The organism is Corynebacterium mycetoides, from assembly GCF_900103625.1.
GTDB classification, from domain to species: domain Bacteria; phylum Actinomycetota; class Actinomycetes; order Mycobacteriales; family Mycobacteriaceae; genus Corynebacterium; species Corynebacterium mycetoides.
The window spans coordinates 1278329-1296467 of record NZ_LT629700.1; the positions used below are offsets into that span (position 1 = coordinate 1278329).

The window sequence follows — 18139 nt, forward strand, 5'->3', positions numbered from 1 at the left end:
ACTCTGCAGCGGCGGAGTCCCACCGTAAAAACCCCAGGGACTCTGCAGCGGCGGAGTCCCACCGTAAAAACCCCAGGGACTCTGCAGCGGCGGAGTCCCACCGTAAAAACCCCAGGGACTCTGCAGCGGCGGAGTCCCACCGTAAAAACCCCAGGGACTCTGCAGCGGCGGAGTCCCACCGTAAAAACCCCAGGGACTCTGCAGCGGCGGAGTCCCACCGTAAAAACCCCAGGGACTCTGCAGCGGCGGAGTCCCACCGTAAAAACCCCAGGGACTCTGCAGCGGCGGAGTCCCACCGTAAAACGTCAGGCCAAGAACGCCCGGTAGTCGGCGGGCTGGGATCCTTCCGCCACCGCCGCTTCAGCAGCGGCCATGAAGTCCCGGCGCACTTTCTTCTCCCCCAGCTCTCGGCCGGACACGGACAGTCGGATGATGTTGCCCTTCGCGGCACCGCGCTGGGCCGCGCGGATAATGTTGCGCCGCCACCACTTGGCGGCGCCGAACCCCTCGCCGACGGACAGGTTGCGGCACTGGTAGAACATGCCTGTGTCCGTCTGGTGCAGGCCCGTGGAGGATGCGACGAGGAGGAAGCCGAAGTCCGGAAGCACTTCCAAGGTGCCGTCGGAAAGCTGCCACCGCGGGGGCGCGAAGATATTGAAAGCGAACCCGAGGGACTCCATCTGCCGGGTCGCGCCCATGAGGCGCAGGCGCGCTTCGTGGGCCCCGAGTGTGGCAAACTCCGCGCGGCGGCCCTGGGCGGGCTGGTCAAAGCCGTTGAGGATCAGTGCCCTGTCCGCCTCCCGCTGGTCGAGAAGCCACGTGCGCGTCTTCTTGTCTTTGGCCAGGTGCCACTTCTTGTCGATGTGCGGGGCGACGAGCAGCGAGACCGGGATGCCCGCGGAGTCGAGGTCGGCGACGAGGCGGTCGACGTTGTCAAGGGTGGCGTCGAAAATCGACGACACGGAAACGAGGACGTGGCCGGACATAGGGGCAATTATCTCACAGGCAGCCGGTCAGCGCGCGGCTGCTCCGGAGGTGCTGAGCACCCACGCGTACTCGAACGCGGTCTGTTTCCACTGCGCGTAGCGCCCCGATACCCCGCCGTGTCCCGCGGACATCTCGGTCTTGAGCAGGAACTCGCCGCCGGTGGCGGTATCGCGCAGTTTCGCGATCCACTTCGCCGGCTCGACGTAGAGCACGCGGGTGTCGTTGAGGCTGGTCACGGCAAGAATACTCGGGTAGTCCTTCGCCTCCACGTTCTCGTAGGGCGCGTAGCCGGCAATGTAATCGTAGGCCTCCGGGTCGTGGTACGGGTCGCCCCATTCCTCCCACTCCGTCACCGTGAGCGGCAGCTCGGGCATGAGGATGGAGGTGAGCTGGTCCACGAACGGCACGACTGCGAGAATGCCCGCGAACTTCTCGGGCGCCATGTTGGCCACCGCGCCCATCAGCAGCCCGCCGGCGGAGCCTCCCTCGGCCACAAGCTGGGAATACGTGGTTACGCCACGCTGCACGAGCGCGTCGGCGCAGGCGATGAAGTCGGTGAACGTGTTGCGCTTGTTCATCATCTTGCCGCCGTCGTACCACAGCCGGCCCATCTCGCCGCCGCCGCGCACGTGCGCGCACGCCCAGACCATCCCGCGGTCAAGAAGGCTCAGCCGCGCGACGGAGAAGTAGGGGTCGATCGAGTACTCGTAGGAGCCGTACCCGTACAGCAGGGTCGGTTGCGGCGCAACATGCTTATCGACGCCCTCCCCGACGCGCCGGACCACCGAGACCGGCACCTGAGTCCCATCGTCGGCAGTGGCCCAGATCCGCTCCGCCACGTAGTCGTCGGGGTCGTAGCCACCCTCGACCTCCTGCTGCTTGAGCAGGGTGAACGAACGCTGCGCCACGTGGTAGTCGAAGACCTGGGCGGGCTGCGTGAATGACGTGTAGCTCAGGCGCACCACAGGGGCATCCCACTCCGGGTTGCCCCCCAGGCCAACGGAGTAGAGCTCCTCGGCGAACTCCAGCTCGGTGAACTCACTGAACGTCCCCGCGGTGAGATCCGCCGACGCGAGGCGCCCGATGCCCCCGGCGCGGTAGCTCAGGAACATGAAGTCCCGGTAGCTGTCTGTGCCCTCGATTCTGCGTTCGGGGTCGTGCGTCACGAGCTCCGTCAGTTCCCGCAGGGGCACGACGCCATCGGTGGGGCAGGTGCCCACGGAGAAGTTCGGGCCCGTCGCGTTGTGGGTGACAACCCAGTGCTCCGTCCCCCCCACCACGGCGAGGTCGACATCGTAGTCCACGCCGTCCTCGCGCTCCCACAGCGTGCGGAACTGCCCCTCCGGGTTGTCCAACTCGAGAACCCGGACCTCGCTCGTCGTCTTCGAGCTGGACCCGATGTAGAGGTAGCGTTCGGCACGGTCCGTGCCAATGCCCACGTTGAACCGTTCATCGGGTTCCTCGTAGACCAAAACGTCCGCGCTCTCGGCGGTGCCGAGCGTGTGCCGCCACACCTGGTACGGGCGCCACGCGTCGTCGACACGCACGTAGAAGACATGATCCTCCCCCGCCCACACGGCGCCGTAGAAGATGTCTGTCAGGCGGTCGTCGAAAAGCGTGCCCGTCTCGAGGTCCTTGACGCGCAGCTCGAAGCGTTCGTCGCCGGCGGTGTCGAAGGAGTAGGCCAGCAGGCGGCCCGACGTAGTGACGCTGGAGCCGCCGAGGGAGAAGAATTCGTGGCCGGCGGCGAGCTCATTGAGGTCGAGGAGTACCTGCTCCCCCGGCACGGGCGAGCCGTCCTGCGGAATCTCCGGTGGGGTCCACGGCTGCGCCGGGTCGGCGGCGACGCGGCAGGAGATGCCGTAGTCCTTGCCCTCCACGGTGCGGCCGTAGTACCACCAGCCGCCCGAGCGCGTGGGCACGGACATGTCCGTCTCTTTGACCCGCCCCTTGATCTCGGCGTAGACGGTGTCCCTGAGCTCACCCAGGTTCTGCGTCCGCGCCTCGGTGTAGGCGTTCTCCGCCTCCAGGTAGGCGATTGTCTCTGAGCTCTCCTTGTCGCGGAGCCACTCGTAGTTGTCCACCACGTCGCGCCCGTGGAACGAGCGGGTCACGGGGTGTTTGGGTGCAATCGGGGGTTGGTTGTTCATTGTGTTCACGCTACGCGTTCGCCCCCGGCCAGTGGCAGAACTTCTCCCCGCTCAGGCGTTCATACGCCTCGATGTAGCGGTCGCGGGTCGCCTCGACCACGGTGCCCGGCAGCTCCGGCGGCTGCGTGTCGCCGGCCGGGTCCCAGCCCGACTTCGGGCCCGTGAGCCAGTTACGCACGTACTGCTTGTCAAAACTCGGCTGGACCCGGCCCGGCTCATAGGAGTCCGCGGGCCAATAGCGGGAGGAGTCGGGGGTGAGGACTTCGTCGGCAAGCACGAGCGAGCCGTCCTCATCCAGGCCGAACTCGAGCTTCGTGTCGGCGAGGATGATTCCGCGGGACTCGGCGTACGCGGCGGCGGCGGAGTAGATCGCCAGCGTCTTTTCCCTGAGCTCGGAGGCCAGCTTCTCGCCCAGCTTGGAGGCCACGTAGGAGAACGTGACGTTCTCATCGTGGTCGCCCTGCTCCGCCTTCGTCGCCGGGGTGAAGATCGGCTCCGGCAGCCTGGAGGCCTCCACGAGACCCTCCGGCAGCTTGACGCCGCACACGCGGCCGTTCGCGTCGTACTCCTTCTTGCCCGAGCCCGTCAGGTACCCGCGGGCGACGCACTCGAACGCGACCATGTCGAGCTTGCGCACCACGTGCGCGCGGCCGAGTACCTCCTCGGGGATCCGCTCGTCCTCAACGCCGCCGGCGAGGTGGTTACGGACACCCAGCTCGCGCGAGAGCAGATCGAAGTAGAACGTGCTCGTCGCGGTGAGGATCCTCCCCTTGTCCGGGATCTCCGGATCCAGCGAAAAGTCGAAGGCGGAGATGCGGTCCGTTGCCACCATCAACAACGTCTCGCTGTCCACCTCGTAAATCTCACGGACTTTGCCGCCGGAAAGGTGAGTGTAATCGGATAACTCTGGGCGCATGGTGTGCAAGTGTAGTCCCGGCACGCGCGAGGGCGAATCGGGGCGGAGCGGGGGCCGGTGTCTTAGTGTGGAGCCATGATTTCACGTTCGACGGCGGTGCTGTGCGCCGCGGTAATCGGCGCCGCGGGGGCGGTGGGGGGATGCTCATCCGACAGGGGTTCGGGCGCCGCCGGTAGTGAGCCGCCGGCGGGATTCTCCCCCACGGCGCACGGCGAGGTGCTCGACTTCGGGGAGACGGCGCACATCATCACCGTCAACCCAGACAGCGGCGCGCCGGTGTACTGGGACGTCACCGTGGAGCGGCCCCGGACCCTGCGGCCGTCCGAGGTGGAGGAGAACATCGGGCAGGACCCCGGGGCGATCGGGCTGCCCGACCCGGAGGAAACCGACGCGCCTGCGCCGAAGCCGGAGCGCTACACCTCGTTCACCTGCTTTGTTGCCACGTTCACGCCGGTGGCCACGGCTCAGGGGGACTACTCGGTGACCTTGCCGACGCTGCGCACCGTCGACCGCGGAGGAGGTCGCGCCAACTTCGTGGAGCACGGCGACAACGACTACTGCGGCGTGAGTCCGGACGATGAGGTCCCGACGTTTACCGGGGACATGGAGATCGGGCGGGCGTACACGCAGGCCGTCGTCACCTGGGAGGGGGCCGACGACCCGGGAATCCCCGGCGCCGGCGTGGAACTAAGCACCGCCCCCGACCCCTCGCTTACCCAGGTGGAGCCACAGTCGGTGCGCTGGCAGTAGGTTCTTTAGCCAGGTTATTCGCCTGGGCGTTCTAGAGGATGTCGCCGGGGGTGTAGGCGACGGCGTCGGGGTGGGCGTCGACAAGCTGCTGCACCCGTGCGAGCACGTTGGCCACCTGGGACTCGGCGGCGCCGATGAAGGCGTGGCGGTCCTCGAGCGCGGCCTCCAGCTGGGCCCTGTCCAGCGGCAGGCGGTCGTCGGCGGCGAGGCGCTCGATGAGGTTCTGCTCTGCGCCGTGCTCGCGCATGTCCAGCGCCATCGCCACGGAGTGCTCCTTGATTACCTCGTGCGCCGTCTCCCGGCCCACGCCGGCGCGCACCGCCGCGATGAGGATGCGCGTGGTGGCGAGGAACGGCAGGTAGCGGTCCAGCTCGCGGCTGATCATAGCGGGGAAGGCGCCGAACTCATCCAACACGGTGAGGAAGGTCTCCAGCTGGCCGTCGATGGCGAAGAACGCGTCCGGCAGCGCCACGCGGCGTACCACCGAGCAGAACACGTCGCCCTCGTTCCACTGCTGGCCCGCCAGATCCGCCACCATGGTGAGGTAGCCGCGAAGGATGACCTGGAAGCCGCACACACGCTCACAGGAGCGGGCGTTCATCTTATGTGGCATCGCCGACGAGCCGACTTGGCCCTCCTTGAACCCCTCCGTGACGGTCTCGTTGCCCGCCATGAGGCGGATCGTGGTGGCCAGGCTGGACGGGCCCGCACCCAGCTGCACGATCGCGGAGACTGCGTCCAAGTCGAGCGAGCGGGGGTAGATCTGCCCAACGGAGTCGAAGATGCGGGTGAACCCGAGGTAGTTCGCGATTGCGCGTTCGAGCTCGTTGAGCTTGGTCTCGTCACCCTCCATCAGATCGAGCATGTCCTGCGAGGTGCCCATCGGACCCTTGATGCCGCGCAGCGGGTAGCGCTTCAGCAGCTCCTCGATGCGCTCGGTGGCCACCAGAATCTCGTCCGCCGCCGAGGCGAACCGCTTGCCCAGCGTGGTCGCCTGCGCCGCGACGTTGTGGGAGCGCCCTGCCATAACCAGCGAAGCGTACTGCTGAGCCCGATTGCCGACGGCCTTGAGCAGCGCCACCGCCTTGTCGCGCGTGAGCTCGAGAGAGCGGTAGATCTGCAGCTGCTCCACGTTCTCCGTCAGATCGCGGCTGGTCATGCCCTTGTGGATGTGCTCGTAGCCGGCCAGGGCGTTGAACTCCTCGATGCGCGCCTTCACGTCGTGGCGGGTGACTTTCTCCCGCGCGGCGATGCTGTCCAGGTCGACCCTGTCGACGACGCTCTCGTAGGCGCTGATCGCCTTCTGCGGGATCTCCACGCCCAGCTGCTGCTGCGCCTTCATCACGGCGATCCACAGCTGGCGCTCCAGCACGATCTTGTTCTCGGCGCTCCACAGCCGGGCCATCTCGGGCGAGGCGTAGCGGTTGGACAGGACGTTCGCGTTCATCGGTTTCACGGGCTCGATTATTCCATGCCGGTACGCGGGGCGGGTTCTTCGCGTCGTTGGGGGGCAGAAGGTCGGTTACGCCCGGGTGAGTTCTCTGGAGCAGAACCTGGACCGCCAAATCGATCAACTTCGTGCGGCGGGGGTGTCGCAGATATACAAGGAGAAGATCAGTGGTTCGACCCGGCACCGCCCCCAGTTGGAGGAGGTGCTGCGCTATCTGCGGAAAGGGGATCAGCTCATTGTCACGAGCATGGATCGCCTGGCCCGTTCACTCGTCGACCTCCACGCGATTGTCGAGGACCTGGTGGGCCGCGGTGTCTCGGTGAGGTTCCTCCGCGAGGGGCAGACGTATTCGGCGAAGGCGGACCCGATCGCCAAACTCATGCTCGGGCTCATGGGCAGCGTGGCCGAGTCCCGGATGCCCGGCGCGGGGTGGACCACCCGCCTACCATGTTTAGAAACATACGAAAGTAGGCATATGAGCACGGGAGTGCTCGGAAGGGTAACCCAGTGCGATGCTGAGCCGATTCGACGAACCGCCCCGCCCAGACCAACCGTTGATCGTGATTCTCAGCGACGACACCGATGAAGAAGACCACAACGTGCTCTTCCCGGCCCTGCGCGACCGGGGCACCTCCGTGATCCGCGTCCACCCTCACGAGCTGGTGGTCAATATCCGGGACGGGGTGCAGTCATTCTCTGCGGCGGGCCTGGAATTCACACCCGATCTGGTGGTCGGGTGGGTCCTGGAGGATCTGTTGTTCCCGGGGATGGCCCATCTGGAGGCGTTCGCCGCTGCGGGAGTCCCCGTGATCAACTCCGCGCTGACCCTCTTCAGGGCGCAGAACAAGTACGTTACCAGTGCCCACCTGGCTGCGGAGGGCGCCCTGGGCTACCCGGTCATCACAGGCCGGGACCCGGTCGCGCTCCGCTCGTGGATGGCTGAGCTCGGCGGCCCGGCCGTGACGAAGCCTGTCTTCGGTTTCGGCGGCCGTGGTCTCCAGCGCGCGGACACCGCCGCCGACCTCCATCCAGTCCTGGCCGGGGTGGAGCAGAGCGGGGAGAACTACTACGCCATGCCGTGGGTTCAGAACCCGGGCCGCGACATCAGGGTCTACACCGTCAACCACCACGCGGTGTTCGCGATGTACCGTTACGCGCCCGCGGGGCAGTGGGTGACCAACGTGAAGGCGGGCGGCCAGATCGCGATGTGCCCCCTCACCGAGGACATCAGTGCCCTCGCCTCCCGTGCATCCCGCGCCGTGGGAACGCTGATCGGGGGAGTGGACATCGGAGAGGACACGGCCACGGGCGAACTCGTGGTCTACGAGGTCAATTCCTGCCCTACCTGCGAGCCGCCGGTCCTCCTGGCCGCGGCGGATTTCCTTGCGGCCGCAGCCCGCGACGTCGACGCTGCCGTGCGCACGTGGCGGCCGGCGAAGGTCTACGACGGCGTGGATGACGACCCGGCTCTCTTCCACCCGAGCAAGCACGGGCTCATCCGTCAGCGGTGACGGCCGGCCCGCAAAGGAAACACCCGGGCCGCCCGGGGATCACCCGGCGTTCCGGCCAGCTGCGGAGCGCAGCACATCTGCGGCGTCGCGCTGTAAGGGGTCTGGTGCGAAAGGCTTCGCCTTCCTTGCCCCTTGATGCTTCGTTGCCGACGCCGCTGTCGGCCCCATTCTGGGCATCAGTCTGCGCAGATCTGGCCAACCGCGGTGTTTAGGACGTGTTCATCGTCTGCTGCGACGGGCTCAAAGGCCTGCCGGACGCCGTGGAGGCAACCTGGCCGAATTCCATGGTGCAAACCTGCATCGTGCACCTGATCCGGTCGGCAAATAGGTGGGTGTCTTACCAAGACCGCAAACCCGTATCGAGTGCGCTACGGGTGTCTACACCGCGCCGAATGAGGACACCGCGCGTGCCGCCCTGGACGCTTTCGAGGCCAGTGAACTGGGCCGTAAATACCCGCAATCGGTCAAAGTCTGGCGCGACGCCTGGGACCGGTTCGTGCCGTTTTTGCAGTTCCCGCCTGCGGCACGGCGAGTGCTCTACACCACGAATTCGATCGAATCGCTGAATGCTGAACTGCGGAAAGCCACCCGCAACCGCGGCCAATTCCCGAACGATACTGCGGCGCTGAAAACGCTGTGGCTGATGATCTGCAACATCGAAGACAAGCGCGCCGCCCAGCGAGCGAAGAAAGCAAAACGCGACATCGAATGCAACGGCTATATTGAAGGAGCGAAAGCCACCGGGTGGAAACAAGCCATCAACCAACTAGCCGTGGCATACCCCGACCGATTCGCGGACTACTTGTAAACCAAGCCCCCCGCACACAAACAATCGGACACTCTCCAGCGAGATGATCATGTCGTCGAGCTCGGTCAAACGGCGCGACCCCTTCGGCACCATCTGCGGGGTGAACGTGCCGGCACGATCCCTCGGCATGGTCACTTCCAACGCGCCGTACCCAGAATTAACGGTCTTGGTGTACGACCCGTTGCGGTGATTGCTCTCCTGTGCGGTTTCCACCCGGGCCTTCGCCTTACGGTCGGCATGGCCGTAGCCCAAATGTGCATCCATCTCCGCCTGCAGACCGGCGTTGATCGATGCCTGCAACAGGCCTTTGACGAGGTCGCTTGCATCATCAGCAGTGGTAGACAGTTCGCTTATCAGGCTGGCGAGCTCAGGATTTTCCATCAGCTTCTCGCTGATCTCGTTAACCCTCGCCGGGTCGTGGCCTTTCTTCGGTGACACCGTAGTCATTATCGGTGAAACTCCTTCTAGATCAGAGCCTCACACACAAATTTCCTGACACCCTCGCCGAAAGGGCAACACGCCCAATACGCAGAGCTAGTTCACGGTCAAACGCTTTATCGAGGTCAATAGTCTCTTCCATTCCCTAAAAATTCCCACAACAGTACACCTTCTCAGCCATTTGCAATTTTCCGGACAGATCATTACGAAACGGTGTTAAACCCCTTGACCGACTATCCTCCCGTTTGAATCAATGCACACCGACATGGAACGGCTCGAACAGGCCGTCAACAAAAAGGCCTTCGTCGACGCTTCCTTCGCATACATTTGTGATCGCGACCGCGACGGGAAGAGCATCGGGGGCAACCACGCCAACGACTACCTGGAAAAAGCCCTCGACCTATCGCGCGCCCAGGCCTTTAGACGCCTGAGCCGTGGCCGGGATCTGTTCGCGCCCCCGTCGCCACCACCGCCCCCGCCGCCGGGTGACGGCGCCGGCGACGAGCCGCTCGACTTCGGGCCGGGATCATCCGAGCCCGAGCGTGAGCCCGAGCGAGAGCGCGAGAAACAGCAGAAGAAAGCCCGCTCCGACTCGCGCGCCGTGGGTCCGGAAAAGCACGCAGTGATAGATTCCGAGCTCCGGAACCTCTCCAAGGAGGCAGCCCCACGAGCGCCCCGCGATCCACGCTCGCGCCATGGCGGAGGCCGCCTCCAGGTCAGTGAGCGATCTGCGCACGTACGTGCTCTCGCAGGTCCAGCGCGCCAGCAGCGTCCACAAACCCAAGGCGGACCCCAATGCGGGCTTTGCCGCGCGCTGCGTGAGAGCCTCCAGGCAGAATGCCGACGGTACCTTCGACGTGACCGCGACGATGACCGCCGGCGACTGGGCGCTCTTCAAAGCCCTGCTCGATTCAGACTCCGGCCCCGGCTCCAACATCGACGCTGACTCACAGGGGGACTCACGCACCCCCGCCCAGCGCCGCTACGACCAGTTCTGGCGCGTCTTAAATCAGCACGAGGAAGGGCGCCAAGCCAAAAACCGCGGCGCTGCCTCCGTCGTCCTCGCCATCACACTCGACGATCTCGCGGACGCTGACTGGCACACCACGTTCATGACCAACACCGGGGTCGAGGTGTCCTGCTTTGACCTCGTGCGCCTGGGCATGGGAGGAACCAAGGATTTCATCCTCCACATCGACCGAGTCACCGGGGAGTCAATCGCGCTGGGGTCCACCCGGCTGGCCAACGTGGAGCAGCGCATCGCCATGCTCGCCATCCAGGGGGTGTGCGCGTGGACCGGGTGCGACGTGCCCATGTCCGAAACGGACATGCACCACATGCTCGCCTACATCCAGGGCGGGAACACGGATCTTTCCAATCTGGCCGGGCTGTGTCGCCGCCACCATTCGTGGAACAACGACGCCCGGGACGGCCGGGCGGGTAGATCGCACGTGGCGAAGTGCCCCGACACCGGAAGAATCGGCGTGGTCTCCCCCGACGGGACCATGACGTTCAACGAAACCGTGCCCTACCACCAGTCGCCCATGGCGAAACTGCGCCGGCGGGACCACAAGATTGGGTCCCGCCAAGACCCGGACCCGCCGATGTTCCACCCGCCGCCGCGGCGCACACGAAGCACGGTGAAAAATGTCTAGAGGGAGATCGCTCCCTCAATCGCGGCGCGCGCGATGTCCCTGCGATAGAAGGAACCCTGCAGCTGGACGCGCTCGATCTCGGAGTACGCGGCGTCGACCGCTTCCTTGAGCGTGCCGCCGACGCCCAGCGCGTTGAGTACACGCCCGCCGGCTGAAAGATAGGTCCCCTCGCGCGAGGCCGTGCCCGCGTGGAGCACCGCCTCGGGATCGTCGAGGTTGTCCCCCGTGAGCACGTCACCCGTGCGCGGCGCCTCCGGGTAACCCTCAGAGGCGAGCACGACAGTCGCGGCGTAGCCCTTCCTCCACAGCAGCGCCGGCTGGTCGGCGAGGGTGCCCGTGGCGACGGCGCGCAGGACGTCGGCAAGCGGAGACTCGAGCAGGGCCAGCACGGCCTGCGTCTCGGGATCTCCGAAGCGCGCGTTGAACTCCACCACCGCGGGCCCCTCCGGGCCCCAGGCGATGCCCGCGTACAGCAGGCCCTGGTAGGGGATGCCGCGCGAGACCATCTCCCGGGCGACGGGTTCCACCACGTCGGCGACAATCCGCTCCACCGCGCCCTCGGGCAGCCACGGCAGCGGCGTGTACGCGCCCATGCCACCGGTGTTCGGGCCCTGGTCCCCGTCGTGGGCGCGCTTGTGATCCTGGGCGGGAAGGAGGGGCACGACGGTGGTGCCGTCGACGAGGCAGAACAGGGAGACTTCCGGCCCCTCGAGGTAGGACTCGAACAGGACGGGGTTGCCCGCCTCGATCACGGCGGCGGCGTGGGCGCGGGCCGCCTCGCGGTTCTCGGTGACCACCACGCCCTTCCCGCCGGCGAGGCCGTCATCCTTGACCACATAGCGCGGGCCGTACTCGTCGAGCACGGCGTCAATCTCTGCGGCGGCAGTGATCTGCGTCGCCGCAGCGGTCAACACACCGGCCGAGGCCATGACATCCTTTGCAAACGCCTTGGAGCCCTCCAGCTGCGCCGCGGCCCGCGACGGGCCGAACACCGCGAAACCGGCCTCGCGCAGGGCATCGGACACGCCGGCGACCAGTGGGATCTCCGGGCCGATGACCACCAGCTCCGCCTCCACCTCGCGGGCGAGCGCGACCACGGCCTCAGGGGACATCTCGTTCACGGCCCGCACCGTGGCCAGAGTGGACATGCCGGCGTTGCCGGGAGCCACGAAAAGTTCATGGCCTTTCATGGCTTTGAGCAGGGCGTGTTCGCGGCCGCCCGAACCGATGACAAGGATGCGCATGGCGTCCAATCTACAGGTAGCGTAGGGGACCATGAGCACAGTGTTTACCAAGATCATCGACGGCGAGATCCCGGGTCGCTTCGTCTACCGCGACGACGAGGTAGTGGCCTTCCTCACGATCGAGCCGATCGCCTACGGCCACACTCTCATCGTCCCCGTGGAGGAGGTGGATAAGTGGACCGACCTGGCGCCCGCCACCTGGGCGCGGCTGAACCAAGTCGCCCAGAAGATCGGCGCCGCGATCGTGGAGAGTTTCGGCTCCTCCCGCGCCGGCTACCTGATCGCAGGGTTCGAGGTCCCGCACGCGCACATCCACGTCTTCCCCGCCGACGACATGAGCGGCTACAACCTGGCCTCGGTCATGCGTGCCAACGAGACCGATCCGGCGAAGATGGATGAGGCCGCGGCGAAGCTGCGCGCACACTTGGGCGTGGGCGAGGACGGCCGCCCCGCCTAGCTCGACTCGGGATCGTCGATACGCAAAAGGGGCAGGGACAGGGTGAAGGTTGAGCCCTCCCCCGGCGCGGTGCTCACCGAGATGGCACCACCGTGGGATTCCACGATCGATTTGGTGATGGCCAGCCCGAGCCCGGACCCGCCGCCGGAGGCGCGGTTGCGGGAGGAGTCCGCGCGGTAGAAGCGCTCGAAGATGTGCTCGGCGTCCTCGGCGCTCATGCCGACGCCGGTGTCGGCGACGTCGATGAAGACCTTGTCCAGGTTCTGCCGCAGCGTGACCGTCACCTCCGCCTCGGGCCCGCCGTGCTTGAAGGCGTTGCTGATCAGGTTGAGCAGCACCTGGTGGAGCCGGTCGGGGTCCCCCTCGACCACGGGGACGACGCTGACCTCGTTGGTCACCTCCACGACGCGGTCCGGGAACGCCGCGCGCGCGGTGCTCACGGCGGAGGTGACCACCTCGAACATGTCCACCTCGCGCGCCTGGAACCGCGCGCCCTCCGCGCGGGTGAGCGCCAGGAGGTCCTCCACGAGGAGTTTCATGCGGCCGGATTCCTCGTCGATTTTGGACAGCACCATGTCCGGGTCGGTGACGATGCCGTTGCGGTAGAGCTCGGTGTAGCCGCGCACGCTGGTCAGCGGGGTGCGCAGCTCGTGGGAGGCGTCGCCGACGAAGCGGCGCATCTGCTCCTCCTTCGCGCGCGACTCCTCAATGGATTCCTGCAGCTGGGACACCATGGTGTTGACGGCGTAGGACAGCTTGCCCACCTCGGTGTCGCGCGACCATGCGGGCACGCGGCGTTTGGTGTCGCCGTCGGCAATCGCGAGCGCGGTCTCCTCCACCACGCGCAGCGGGGCGAGCGCGCGGCGGATGAAAAAGTGGCCGGCGAACCCGATGCAGATCACCGTCAGCGTGCCCATCCCGGCGGAGACGATGGCGAGGGAGGCGAGCATGCGGTTTTCCGCCTCCAGGGATTTGGCCACGTACTCGATGCTGCCGTCGTCGTTGACCACGGCCATGGCGCGCCACTCCAGCTTCTCGCCATCTTCGCCCTGCGAGGTGATCGTCTGCGGGCCGAACCCGCGGAGCTGGGAGAAGTCGGGACGCGTGCCGGCGCAGACGCCGTAGCAGTGGTAGCCGGGCAACCCGGGGTAACGCACCGCCTGGCGGTACTCGCTGGGCGCGCCCATGGTGGGCCAGGGCGTGGCCTGCCCGACCCAGGTTTGCAGGCCCTCGCGCAGCTGGTCGTCGGCGCGCTGGTAGAGCAGGCCGCGCATGAGTGTATACACCGCGATCGAGCTGAGCGCCATGCCCAGAACCGTGATCAGCAGGACGATCGCCAAAAGGCGCCGCTGCAGCGGGATCTGGCTGGTCCGGGTCTGGGTCGACAGTGCGGAGTTGGCCATCGGGACCTATGCGCTACTGGCGCGGGGTGCGCAGGACGTAGCCGACGCCGCGGACGGTGTGAATAAGCGGCACGTCGCCGGTGTCCACCTTGCGGCGCAGGTAAGAGATGTAGGACTCGACGACGTTGCCGTCGCCCCCGAAGTCGTAGTGCCACACGTTGTCCAGGATCTTCGCCTTGGACAGAACCACCTCTGCGTTGAGCATGAGGTAGCGCAGGAGGTTGAACTCGGTCGGGGAAAGGTCGATGATCTCCCCGGCCTTGGTCACCTCGTGCGTGTCGTCGTTAAGCGTGAGGTCGGCGTAGCGCAGGGTGGCGTCCTCGGCGGATTCGTCGGTCACGTGCCCTCGTCGCAGGATCACGCGCAGGCGGGTGATCACCTCTTCGAGGCTGAACGGCTTGGTCACGTAGTCGTCGGCGCCGATGGTCAGGCCGTGGATCCGGTCCTCGACCGCGTCCTTGGCGGTGAGGAAGAGCACGGGGCCGTCCAAGCCTTCCGAGCGGAGCTTGCCCAGCAGTTCGAAGCCGTCCATGCCGGGCATCATGACGTCGAGAATGTAGGCGTCGGGGCGGAACTCGTGGGCGACTTTCAGGGCCTCCTGGCCGGAGCTGACGCTTTCCACCTCGAAACCTTGGAAGCGCAGGGAGACGGTGAGCAGCTCGACGATGTTGGGTTCGTCGTCGACCACTAGGACCTTGACGCCCTCGTTCATTTCAGCCATGTTTTTTCCTTTCAGAAGAATAACTGCCTAAATTAAACCCGCCCATCCTGAACGTTTCCTGTATGCCCTCTGCAGGGTTAGTTCTTATTCGCTTGTCGACGCCCCCGAAAACGCGCCCGTATACTCCTACCGGTGCGCTGGCTCCTTTTGTCTGTCCTCTCCGCCGGCCTGCTGCTGACGGGGCTGGACAACTCGATCATGTACACGGCCCTCCCGACCATCGAGGCCGAGCTCGGCGCGACCCCCACGCAGAGCCTGTGGGTGATCAACGCGTACCCGCTCACGGTGGCCGGGCTCATGTTGGGCACGGGCACGCTGGGAGACAAGGTGGGCCACGCCCGCATGTTCGTCGCCGGCCTGGCCGCCTTCGGCGCCGCATCCGTGGCGTGCGCCTACGCCCCCGCCCCGGAGCTGCTCATCGCGGCCCGCGGCCTGCTCGGCGTGGGCGCGGCGGCGATGCTGCCCGCGACACTGGCGCTCATCCAGCAGACGTTTACCGACGAGCGCGAGCGCAACACCGCCGTCGGCATCTGGGCGTCGGTGGCCACGGTGGGGACGGCGGCCGGGCCCCTGGTCGGCGGGTTCATGCTCGAGCACTTCTGGTGGGGCTCCATCTTCCTGGTCAACGTCCCGCTCGTGCTCCTGGCGCTCGCCGCGGTCGCCCTGCTCCGCCCCGGAAACCACCCTCACGCGCTCGCGCGGTGGGACGCGCCCTCGACCCTGCTCAGCATCGCCACCCTGACGTGCTTCACACTCGCCATCAAGGGTCAGCTGTGGTTCGCCGTCCCGGCCGCGCTGGGCGCCTGGCTCTTCGCGCGCCGGCAGCGACGGCTCGACCAGCCGCTGCTAACCGCGGACATCTTCCGCAACCGCATCTTCACCGGGGGCGTGGCCGCCGCGGGGCTGTCCTACTTCGGTTTCGCCGCCGTCGAGCTGCTCACCGCCCAGCGCTTCCAGGTCGTCGCCGGGTTCAGCCCTCTTGAGGCGGGGGCGATCGTGTCGGCGATCGTCGTGGCGTCGCTGCCGTCGTCGATAATCGGCGGAATGATTCTGCACCGCGTCGGGTTCGTGCCGCTCGTGTCCGGAGGGATGATGGTCGCCGCGGCGGGCACGCTGGCGGCGGCGGCCAACGTGGAAAACATGCCCGCATTTGTGATCGCGATGCTCTGCGTCGGCGCGGGGATCGGCTGCGTGTTCTCGGTGGCCTCGACGGCCATCGTCGGGTCTGCACCGGCGCACCGCGAGGGCATGGCCGCGAGCGTGGAATCGATCTCCTACGAGATGGGCGCGCTCGTGGGCGTCGCGGTACTCGGCACTGCGATGGGCGCGCTGCGCACGCGGTTCACGGCCGCCGGGGTGGGTCTCACCGGTGCGAGCGACGGGCCGTACGACCTCGCGTACGCCGTCGTGCTCACCATCATCGCGGGGCTCCTGCTCGCAAACGCTGCCGTGTGCGCGTGGCTGTTCCGCGGCAACCCGAAGAGCCCGGCCGCCGTCGCGTGAAGAAAATGGAGCTGGAGACGAGACTTGAACTCGCAACCTACGCATTACAAGTGCGTTGCGCTACCGATTGCGCCACTCCAGCAGTGCGCATGATTCTACACATCGGCCCCCCGGGTGCGGTAACGAAGGCCGCCGGTTAGTGTAACTCGGGTGGCACAAGGGTTGAGTGGGCTCTGGGAGAGCATTGCCGGCAAACGCCGGAGCGTGGCAACCATTGATGAGGTCCGCACCTCCCCGCCTCCCTCCGTCCTCGCCCCGGTCGACCTGACGGACCCGGCGCAGGTGGCGGCGGTGATGAACATCGCGGCGCGCATCGGGTCGATCCTGATCACGAACGGCACGACGAGCTCGGACGCGCGCGCCTCGATCCACACCGTGACGTCGTCCTACGGCCTGCACTACTGCCACATCGACATCACGGTGAACACCATGACCATCCACACCATCATCGGTGTCGGCCGCCGCACCCCGGTCAGCGTTTTCCGCGTGGTCAACGACATGTCGGAGAACTACCACAAGCTCCAGGAAGTCGATCGGCTGATCCGCTCGATCCGTTCCGGCGCCACCCCACCGGAGGTGGCGGAGAAGGTGCTCGACGACATCGAGCGCGAGTACATCCCCTACCGGAACGTGAGGTTCCTGCTCGGCTGGGCCGCGATGGGCGCGGCCGTGTCCGTCCTGCTCGGCGGGGACCTGTTCATGGCGGCGCTCGGCGGCCTCACCGCGTTCATCATCATGGGCATCAATAAGGTGCTCTCCCGCAACGACCTGCCCTATTTCTTCCACTGCGTCATCGGCGGGCTCCTGGCCACGATTCCCGCGCTGCTGTTCTACAACTTCTCGGCGCAGATCGGACACCCGATCGTGCCCAGCCAGGTCATCTCCACCGGCATCGTGGTGCTCCTCGCCGGCCTGACACTGGTGCAGTCGCTTCTCGACGGCATCACGGGGTCCCCCGTCACCGCATCCGCGCGTTTCTTCCAGACGATGCTGTTCACGGGCGGGATCGTGGCGGGGGTGGCCACCGGCATAACGCTGGGGGAGTTTTTCGGCGTGGGGTTGCCGCCGCTGGAGACGATGCTGGGCACGCCGAGCTTCAGTTCGGCCATCGCCCGGATTTTGGGCGGCACCGTCGCCGCCTCCGCGTTCGCGGTGACGTGCTTCGCCGAGCGCTCCGCAGTCGTCGTCTCCGCCGCTACCGCGTTCGCCGGCTCCACGATGTATTACGTCTTTCTCCTGCCCCTGGGCACCGAACGCCTGCTGGCCACCGCGGCGTGCGCTGTGGTCGTTGGCCTGGCGGGCGGTTTGATCTCGCGGTTTTTCATGATCAACCCGGTGATCACCGCCGTCGCCGGCGTCACCCCGTTCCTTCCCGGCTCCGGGGTGTACCGCGGCATGTACGCGATCATGAACGAACAAATGGTCGTGGGCCTGACCAACCTGCTTTTGGCCGTGGGCACCTGCATGGCGCTGGCGGGGGGTGTGATCCTCGGGGAGTGGATGGTGCGCCGCATCCGCCGCCCGCAGCTATTCAAGCCGTACGCCGCCTTCAAGCGCGCCGGGCGGGTGACGTTCCAGCAGATCAGGCGCGCCGAGCTCGTAGCGCGCCGGGCGACCGCGGCCCGCCCGAAGCGCGGCGGGTCCACCAAGCTGGCCCGCCCGCCCGCCGGGGGCAGCGCACCCCCGAGCCTGTGACGTAAGATGGTGTTCTTCCAGTCACAACCCGGATCAAGGAGAAACCTGACGTGCCACCCAAGATCACCGATTCCCGCCCCTCCCCCGAAGCGATTCACACGGTCGAGGAGCAGACGGCGGCTGGGGCGCGCCGGATCGTGGCGACCTATGCGGAGGATTTCTTCGACGGTGTAACGCTGATGTCCATGCTCGGCGTCGAGCCGAAGGGCTTCGTGTACAAGAAGTACGCAGAGGAGCGTGAGGCCGAGGCGGAGCAGGAGGACGCTCCGGTGAAGGCCGCGAAGAAGACGACGAAAAAGGCGACCAAGAAGGCCACCAAAAAGGCGACCAAGAAGGCCACCAAGAAGACGACGAAGAAGGCCGTGAAGAAGGCGGCGAAGAAGACCACCAAGAAGGCCACGAAGAAGGTGGCCAAGAAGGCTACCTCTACTCCGCCGGATGAGGCGTAAGC

At 66.5% G+C, this 18139-nt stretch carries 15 protein-coding genes, 1 tRNA gene and 2 pseudogenes; 9 read left to right on the forward strand and 9 right to left on the reverse strand.

The features are described 5' to 3' along the window. Positions 1–305 precede the first annotated feature (305 nt). From BLS40_RS06170 to BLS40_RS06180, 3 genes are read right to left on the reverse strand one after another with little or no spacing between them, the layout of a single operon-like run. Entirely contained in the window at positions 306–986 is a 681-nt protein-coding gene (locus BLS40_RS06170; protein WP_092150128.1) for a DUF2334 domain-containing protein, read from the reverse strand. A gap of 27 nt (positions 987–1013) precedes the next feature. Beyond that, positions 1014–3137, reverse strand: coding sequence for a S9 family peptidase (locus BLS40_RS06175; protein WP_092152204.1), 2124 nt, complete (start codon positions 3135–3137; stop codon positions 1014–1016). A gap of 10 nt (positions 3138–3147) precedes the next feature. Further along, positions 3148–4053 carry a phosphoribosylaminoimidazolesuccinocarboxamide synthase gene (locus BLS40_RS06180; RefSeq protein WP_092150131.1) on the reverse strand — a complete coding sequence of 302 codons (906 nt, stop codon included), beginning with the start codon at positions 4051–4053 and terminating at the stop codon, positions 3148–3150. Between the two features lie 75 nt (positions 4054–4128). On the opposite strand from BLS40_RS06180, the gene BLS40_RS06185 reads away from it, so the two are divergent. Then, positions 4129–4803: a hypothetical protein gene (locus BLS40_RS06185; protein ID WP_092150133.1), complete on the forward strand. Its 675-nt coding sequence runs from the start codon at positions 4129–4131 to the stop codon at positions 4801–4803. Positions 4804–4834: 31 nt separating this feature from the next. Here the strand turns inward: BLS40_RS06185 and purB are convergent, their stop codons facing one another. After that, on the reverse strand, positions 4835–6250 hold the full coding sequence (gene purB / locus BLS40_RS06190; protein WP_092150135.1) for an adenylosuccinate lyase: 1416 nt from the start codon (positions 6248–6250) through the stop codon (positions 4835–4837). On the opposite strand from purB, the gene BLS40_RS11225 reads away from it, so the two are divergent. The 3 genes and pseudogenes from BLS40_RS11225 to BLS40_RS06205 form a co-directional block, all read left to right on the forward strand. Then, positions 6228–6839 carry a recombinase family protein gene (locus tag BLS40_RS11225; protein WP_407922394.1) on the forward strand — a complete coding sequence of 204 codons (612 nt, stop codon included), beginning with the start codon at positions 6228–6230 and terminating at the stop codon, positions 6837–6839. The two genes, purB and BLS40_RS11225, sit on opposite strands and share 23 nt — an antisense overlap. Then, a complete protein-coding gene (locus BLS40_RS06200) occupies positions 6766–7764 on the forward strand; it encodes an ATP-grasp domain-containing protein (protein WP_092150138.1) in 999 nt (332 codons plus the stop codon). The genes BLS40_RS11225 and BLS40_RS06200 overlap by 74 nt, the downstream gene beginning before the upstream one ends. A gap of 161 nt (positions 7765–7925) precedes the next feature. Next, positions 7926–8572, forward strand: a pseudogene (locus BLS40_RS06205) (IS256 family transposase); the annotation flags it as partial. A gap of 36 nt (positions 8573–8608) precedes the next feature. Here the strand turns inward: BLS40_RS06205 and BLS40_RS06210 are convergent. Continuing rightward, positions 8609–9019, reverse strand: a pseudogene (locus BLS40_RS06210) (transposase); the annotation flags it as partial. Positions 9020–9729: 710 nt separating this feature from the next. Between BLS40_RS06210 and BLS40_RS06215 the strand changes: the two are divergent. Beyond that, a complete protein-coding gene (locus BLS40_RS06215) occupies positions 9730–10665 on the forward strand; it encodes an HNH endonuclease signature motif containing protein (protein ID WP_231908401.1) in 936 nt (311 codons plus the stop codon). On the opposite strand, the gene purD is transcribed toward BLS40_RS06215, so the two are convergent. Next, entirely contained in the window at positions 10662–11909 is a 1248-nt protein-coding gene (gene purD, locus BLS40_RS06220) for a phosphoribosylamine--glycine ligase (protein ID WP_092150141.1), read from the reverse strand. The two genes, BLS40_RS06215 and purD, sit on opposite strands and share 4 nt — an antisense overlap. A 31-nt stretch (positions 11910–11940) precedes the next feature. Here purD and BLS40_RS06225 point away from each other — a divergent pair, with 31 nt between their 5' ends. Further along, on the forward strand, positions 11941–12366 hold the full coding sequence (locus BLS40_RS06225) for an HIT family protein (protein ID WP_092150144.1): 426 nt from the start codon (positions 11941–11943) through the stop codon (positions 12364–12366). On the opposite strand, the gene BLS40_RS06230 is transcribed toward BLS40_RS06225, so the two are convergent. Both BLS40_RS06230 and BLS40_RS06235 read right to left on the reverse strand, forming a co-directional pair. Beyond that, positions 12363–13769, reverse strand: coding sequence for a sensor histidine kinase (locus BLS40_RS06230; RefSeq protein ID WP_092150147.1), 1407 nt, complete (start codon positions 13767–13769; stop codon positions 12363–12365). The genes BLS40_RS06225 and BLS40_RS06230 overlap by 4 nt on opposite strands. Positions 13770–13782: 13 nt before the next feature. Beyond that, the gene (locus BLS40_RS06235; protein WP_092150150.1) at positions 13783–14490 is read right to left on the reverse strand and encodes a response regulator transcription factor; all 708 of its coding nucleotides are present in this window, start codon (positions 14488–14490) and stop codon (positions 13783–13785) included. Between the two features lie 132 nt (positions 14491–14622). Here BLS40_RS06235 and BLS40_RS06240 point away from each other — a divergent pair, with 132 nt between their 5' ends. Next, positions 14623–15993: an MFS transporter gene (locus tag BLS40_RS06240; protein ID WP_092150153.1), complete on the forward strand. Its 1371-nt coding sequence runs from the start codon at positions 14623–14625 to the stop codon at positions 15991–15993. Positions 15994–15999: 6 nt separating this feature from the next. Here BLS40_RS06240 and BLS40_RS06245 read toward each other — a convergent pair. Continuing rightward, a tRNA-Thr gene (locus BLS40_RS06245) sits at positions 16000–16075 on the reverse strand. A 68-nt stretch (positions 16076–16143) separates the two neighbouring features. Between BLS40_RS06245 and thrE the strand changes: the two genes are divergently transcribed. Then, entirely contained in the window at positions 16144–17688 is a 1545-nt protein-coding gene (gene thrE, locus BLS40_RS06250) for a threonine/serine exporter ThrE (RefSeq protein WP_407922395.1), read from the forward strand. A gap of 50 nt (positions 17689–17738) precedes the next feature. Further along, positions 17739–18137 (forward strand): histone, encoded by a 399-nt coding sequence (locus BLS40_RS06255; protein ID WP_092150156.1) that lies wholly within the window; start codon positions 17739–17741, stop codon positions 18135–18137. Positions 18138–18139: the final 2 nt, after the last annotated feature.

Excerpts from the sequence above, each read along its gene's own strand:
- BLS40_RS06170 (WP_092150128.1), bottom strand. The coding sequence starts at position 986 with ATGTCCGGCCACGTCCTCGTTTCCGTGTCGTCGATTTTCGACGCCACC.
- BLS40_RS06175 (WP_092152204.1), bottom strand. The coding sequence starts at position 3,137 with ATGAACAACCAACCCCCGATTGCACCCAAACACCCCGTGACCCGCTCG.
- BLS40_RS06180 (WP_092150131.1), bottom strand. The coding sequence starts at position 4,053 with ATGCGCCCAGAGTTATCCGATTACACTCACCTTTCCGGCGGCAAAGTC.
- BLS40_RS06185 (WP_092150133.1), top strand. The coding sequence starts at position 4,129 with ATGATTTCACGTTCGACGGCGGTGCTGTGCGCCGCGGTAATCGGCGCC.
- purB (WP_092150135.1), bottom strand. The coding sequence starts at position 6,250 with ATGAACGCGAACGTCCTGTCCAACCGCTACGCCTCGCCCGAGATGGCC.
- BLS40_RS06200 (WP_092150138.1), top strand. The coding sequence starts at position 6,766 with ATGCTGAGCCGATTCGACGAACCGCCCCGCCCAGACCAACCGTTGATC.
- purD (WP_092150141.1), bottom strand. The coding sequence starts at position 11,909 with ATGCGCATCCTTGTCATCGGTTCGGGCGGCCGCGAACACGCCCTGCTC.
- BLS40_RS06225 (WP_092150144.1), top strand. The coding sequence starts at position 11,941 with ATGAGCACAGTGTTTACCAAGATCATCGACGGCGAGATCCCGGGTCGC.
- BLS40_RS06230 (WP_092150147.1), bottom strand. The coding sequence starts at position 13,769 with ATGGCCAACTCCGCACTGTCGACCCAGACCCGGACCAGCCAGATCCCG.
- BLS40_RS06235 (WP_092150150.1), bottom strand. The coding sequence starts at position 14,490 with ATGGCTGAAATGAACGAGGGCGTCAAGGTCCTAGTGGTCGACGACGAA.